Genomic DNA, 5,236 nt, shown 5'->3' on the forward strand with positions numbered 1-5,236 from the left:
CCCCGAGGTTCGGATTTGCAGAAAACCGAAGTACCTCACGATGCAATTCCAGTCCGTACGGATTGGCCAATGTCGCGACTGCGGAAACCAGGGTCAGCCCAAACAGGCCCCGCAGTCTTCTGTCCCGACCAAGAAGTGCGAAGGAACCTGTTTTCTCGAACCGATCGACGATCCTTCCTGCACAGAGGCAGCCTAACAATCCCAGACCGATCGGAAAGGAGGGATGAAGGTTGGCCCACAGCAGAAAGATGCCGGGTATCAGGATCCAATCCCATCGCTGCGGCCGCATTGGTGACAGACGGACCAGGACGAGTACGTAGCAGATCAACCCGGCCAGTTGCGGTCGCAGAATCAGAATACAGATCCATGGCGGGACAATGAAAATCCCCAAACCGACAAGTGCAAAAACAGCGCTTTGAGTTTGCCGAAATAGCCAATAACAGAGTATGCCTCCACAGCAGGTTACGGACAGCGCGTACAGTCCCTGCAGCCCCGCCATCTGCAATCGTGGCATGCTGATCACACCAAATCCGATCAGTTGGCTGAGCCAGGGTGAGTCGACGAAACGGATCTCACGCGAAAGGGGGAGCAGCGGTTCCGTCTTCGGAATCGACTTCGTGTCCCAAATCACTTTCCCATAACTGAGGTGTCCCCAGACATCGGTGTGCCAGATCGGTTGATTGCAGAGGTGGAGAAACAGCAGACTCAATACCATCACAATCGCGGTGGTGGAACGGGTCAGTCGCAGTCGATCAGTCCAGGCCGTGGAAACGGAGTCGTTCCTTGACAGGTCGCGTCGACGGGGTGAGCATTCGTCGATCGTCTCATGAGACGTCATAATTCGCCTGCCGACTTCGGAACATTCTTGCTGTTCATGAAAAAGAGTTCTCTATGCACATTCTTCTGGTGAATGACGACGGAATCCATGCCCCCAGCCTGCACGCTCTGTACGCAGAATTGCGGCAGTGGGGAGAGGTCACAGTCGTTGCTCCTGCGATCGAACAAAGTGGTGTAGGCCATACGATTACTTATCTACACCCGCTCGTCGCACACAAGGAATACAGAAACGCGGAATTCTTCGGATGGAAAGTGGAAGGGAGTCCCGCAGACTGCGTGAAGCTGGGAGTCCTCGAGTTTTGCCCGAAAAAGCCGGATGTGATCATCAGCGGTCTGAACGCCGGTGCCAATATCGGAATTAACGTCCTGTATTCGGGAACAGTCGCGGCAGCGATTGAAGGAGCCTTCTTCGGAATTCCGTCATTCGCTCTGTCCCAATGGATGGACGGTCCCCCTGATTTCGCAGCCAGTTCACGTCGCGCGATTCCCTTATGTCAGCACCTGCTCCCCAAGACCAGACCGGGCCAGTTGTGGAACATCAACTTTCCTCCCCCGCGGCCCGGTTGGCCACGCGGCGTTCAGTTTGTGGCGATGGGCGTGAATCGCGTCAACGAAGAAGTGGAAAAGCGAACTGACCCACGCGGCAGGCCGTACTACTGGAGCGGATTGAATCCGATTCGCAGTCATCTGCTGGATGACGGCACGGACATCAAACAGCTTCAGGAAGGGGACATCACCGTCACGCCGCTGCACTTCGATCTCACCGAGCAAATCTTTCTGAAGCAGTTGCAGGCTGAAAAGTGGGATCTCCCCTGCAGTCCCTGACGGGACGCGGAAACCCCTGCCAAGTCAGACTCACACTCTCAACACTCGCCCCACAGAAGTCTCGAGAACGCATTCACGCAAAGCCAGGTACCGATTCGATCCCGTACCTGGCTTGTTTTTCGTTCAGCACTTTCTCAGAAAGAAAACAGTCGACGAACCGCGACAATTTGATCGATTGAGAACGGTCCCACTTCGGCCGGAGGCCCGTCGTGAGAGATCTCTCCTCCCAGCAGTGCGAGCTCACCATGCTGGCTGTTCCGTGAATTTGGAAAGCCAATGAAGATGCGCCCATCCTGAAGCCGGACTTCCACTTCAGAGGTCTCTTCGATTCCCAGACTTTCATGGACCAGTTCCGGGAAACGGGACCAGGCCCACAGCCACAGCGTCTTTTCAGGATCGACCTTACCTGCCAGATCCACCCATTCCGCTTCGGCCTTCAATAATTCCTTCCGGGAGGCCTGACCGCACCAGGGACGGAGAGCGTCGTTCAGCCAGTTCTTGCGGGACGTGACGATTTCTTCAAACAATTGCATATCCAAACTTTCGAGATTCCAAACCGAACGTAGTCCAGGCCCAACCGAATTGTCTGCCTCGCGCACGGGTCGTCCGCTGCTTTTGTGCGCCAGCAAACGAGTTTCCTTGGCGGGCACGTGACTTCAGTCCCTGCATCGCCCCGCGACGACAGGCTGTTCCAACGAACAATCTTCAACCGGAGAACCAACCTTCCCGCTCAATGAGCGATACGTTCCTGATCATCCTTTCCGGCAAAGTAGCGGCCGAACGCGAAAAAGACCACTGCCATCAAGAGATACCCGACGGCAACGTTCCCTGAGCGGTATATCGTCGCCGACTCCACCGCAGGTCGGGCGAACGCGAATAGAAAATCCACCACGTTCCCGTTGAGCTGGTAAGCATGGGTCAGCCCGATCGCTGCGAAGAACGCTCCGAACAGAGACCAGACCCCGGCGACGAAAAACTTACGATCAATCAGAAAGGCCGAGATCGCGGCCAGAATCATGCACGTGAAGATGTAACCTTGCTGAAGCGAGATCATCCCATGCAGCACAAAGTCGTTCACGTTGGCACGTGGATCAACCAGCATCTCTTGAAGCGTCTTCCCTCCGGATTTGAAGATCGCTCCTTGCGTTACAGTAAAGCCCCAGGCTGCAATCGCGGGAAACAACCCAACCGCCACTGCGGGAGCATGTTCGCGAGGTACAGCCGAGAATGCCTGCGCGGTAATGATGATTCCAATCCACAACACAATCGCAATGCCGGATTCAATCGGAATCAGACTTTCAATCAGGCTGACGGCCCCGGTCAGGCAGATTGCCGTAACGACGATTCCATTCAGTGTCGAGTATCCCGCGCGAGCCCCCAGTGCTTTCCACCCCGGGTGACCGATGTAGATCGTTGTGGGGAAGCAGCTGCCGAAGAAGGCGGCACAGATCGTTCCGATGCCGTTTGTGGCCAGTGATGAGCGGGTATCATACTTATCCCCTGCTGCTTCTGACGACTCGATGTTCTGGAGACTGCCGATCAGATTAAACAGGCCCATCGGGATGATGACGGAAAGCAGCCCGATCCACTGACCGGGATCCGCCAGTCGTGCCAGAATCGCCCCCCCTGCGAATGCGGGAACATAGAAGCTCAGTTGTTTCGTCGCTTCCTGCACAGCCTGAAGATTCATGGACGACTCAGTCATCCACGGAATGGTCGCCGGAAATACGGCAGCCAGTCCTGCCATCAGCCAGGCGATCCCCGTTCCCAGTACTACGGCGACCAAGCCACCAGGCAGGTGAAACGGAAACGGCACCTGAGAAAAATAGGTGATGAGCACAATGGCCAGCGGAAGCATCGCAATCAGTGGCTTCTGGAAGATCTGCAGCGCGAAGCTCATCGAAATGAAGCCAATCGCGATGCCGGCCAGTGTCGACAGCAATGCCGCTCGGGGGGTCCGCCGCCGCACAGCCTCAGCAACAAAAGCCCCGAAGAACTCGATCAATCCACTTCCCAGACACGCGACCAGACCCATCTCCCACGCGAGTCGCGCAGCAGCCTCGGGAGTCTGTCCCTCACCCAGTGCTTTCCCGAAGGCGGGATTCATCACGAAGAAGACATAGACCAGCAAGGAGGGGGTGTTGATTCCATAGGGAAGTGCGGTCACATCGTCGCGGCCCTCTTTCAACGCCAGCCGTCGCGCCTGCCAGGCGTAGAACACGTTTCCGATCAGGATGCTGATCGCCGCCCCAGGCAGGATATGCTGATACAGCAGGTAAGCACCGTCACCTGTCATCCCGCACAGCCCTTTGCAGAGGGCCAGAATCAACAACAGTTGAATCAGATTGTCGACAAAAAGCCCGAAAAAGCCGTCCAGGTCACGACGAACGAAAAAAGGATATTGCTGCGTCAAGTGTTTCTTCCAATCAGCGGAGGGCGGATTCCAGACCAGTCTGCTGCGGCGGAGCCTTATTGAATGAGTCCAACGAGTTCGCGAGCAACAGGAACTGAGGCCGAGCCACCTCAATTCCGCGTCGACAGGACGTTCACAGACCGTCGCAGAATATCAATGGAAAGAAACAGATGCGAGAGAACCGACTTTGAATCAGACTGCTCGGGGGATGACGGATGAGGCAGGTGCAGGTTGGCCCTTTGATTTTGAAATGAGGGCTCGGCAGATCGAGATCGCCCGTGCGCCGACATCACTTCAGTCCCCGACAGAGGGGAGTCGGATACCATGGGTCCGGTTGTTCACGCGGGCGTAATTCGGCTCGTGCATTCCCGGGGATGCGAAATCCGCCCCATCGAGCATCCCGACCTGGAAAGTCATCCCCTGACAGCCGGTCCCGATTCCCAGTTCAAGTTTGAAATCGCACGTACGGCGCAAAGCAACGTTTGCAGCCAACTATGCCAAGTCAACTCGGTCGATCCGGGTCCCTTCTGGCAGACCATCGATCTGCTGCCTGATTTGGGTACTGAAAGACCAGTAAACCTCCATGTCAGTGATTTCCTGGTTGGAGGGATCGTCGATTCCCCCCAGTCTTAATGGCTTAATGTACGCAACGCATTCTTTCGCCGCGGGAGCAGGGCCATGATTCGCAATCCAGTCTTCGAAGAGTTCGACCTGCAACGATTCGTTCGCGTAATCCACCAGTTCAACATCAAGGAACCCCTCAAACGTTGCAGGGACATTCAGATTTTCATTCGTCGCAGGATCCAGCAACTGAATCTGAAACTGGTCGCCATCCTTGCGGCCTGTGTTGAGGGCATAAACCTGCCCTCTCCAATCCGAGGCGAACACCAGAAGCTTCCCCTTTACCTCAGGAAACATCTCTTCCGCAATCAATGTCCATTTCTTTACCTGATCCAGAGGGAAGACCCGGAAAATCCCTTTGTTAAATGTCATGCCACTGTACTTGTGAAAGAACGACTTAATGCCAGTGGCGTGCAGTTCAACCTTTTCTAGCAGAGCCGTCTCGGGAGGTGTAGCCAGCCCCGCATCATCGCACGCATAGACTTCTTCAAACTTCCGCATCAGGCGCCTCCCGGTACTGGATGAACTCGACCTCACGTT

At 55.6% G+C, this 5,236-nt stretch carries 5 protein-coding genes; 1 reads left to right on the forward strand and 4 read right to left on the reverse strand.

Features of this window, described 5'->3' with window-relative positions; translation table 11 throughout:
- A partial coding sequence (locus tag VGE80_RS23285) for a hypothetical protein (protein ID WP_440594319.1) occupies positions 1-838 on the reverse strand: 838 nt, incomplete at its 3' end.
- Positions 839-891: 53 nt separating this feature from the next.
- On the opposite strand from VGE80_RS23285, the gene surE reads away from it, so the two are divergent.
- Positions 892-1,662 (forward strand): 5'/3'-nucleotidase SurE, encoded by a 771-nt coding sequence (gene surE / locus VGE80_RS23290; RefSeq protein ID WP_440594320.1) that lies wholly within the window; start codon positions 892-894, stop codon positions 1,660-1,662.
- 134 nt (positions 1,663-1,796) lie between these two features.
- On the opposite strand, the gene VGE80_RS23295 is transcribed toward surE, so the two are convergent.
- The 3 genes from VGE80_RS23295 to VGE80_RS23305 all read right to left on the reverse strand — a co-directional run.
- Positions 1,797-2,195: a hypothetical protein gene (locus VGE80_RS23295; protein ID WP_440594321.1), complete on the reverse strand. Its 399-nt coding sequence runs from the start codon at positions 2,193-2,195 to the stop codon at positions 1,797-1,799.
- A 197-nt stretch (positions 2,196-2,392) separates the two neighbouring features.
- Positions 2,393-4,075 carry an NCS2 family permease gene (locus VGE80_RS23300; protein WP_440594322.1) on the reverse strand — a complete coding sequence of 561 codons (1,683 nt, stop codon included), beginning with the start codon at positions 4,073-4,075 and terminating at the stop codon, positions 2,393-2,395.
- A gap of 492 nt (positions 4,076-4,567) precedes the next feature.
- A partial coding sequence (locus VGE80_RS23305; RefSeq protein ID WP_440594323.1) for a T6SS immunity protein Tdi1 domain-containing protein occupies positions 4,568-5,236 on the reverse strand: 669 nt, incomplete at its 5' end.

Source organism: Schlesneria sp. (assembly GCF_036405755.1).
GTDB classification, from domain to species: domain Bacteria; phylum Planctomycetota; class Planctomycetia; order Planctomycetales; family Planctomycetaceae; genus Schlesneria; species Schlesneria sphaerica.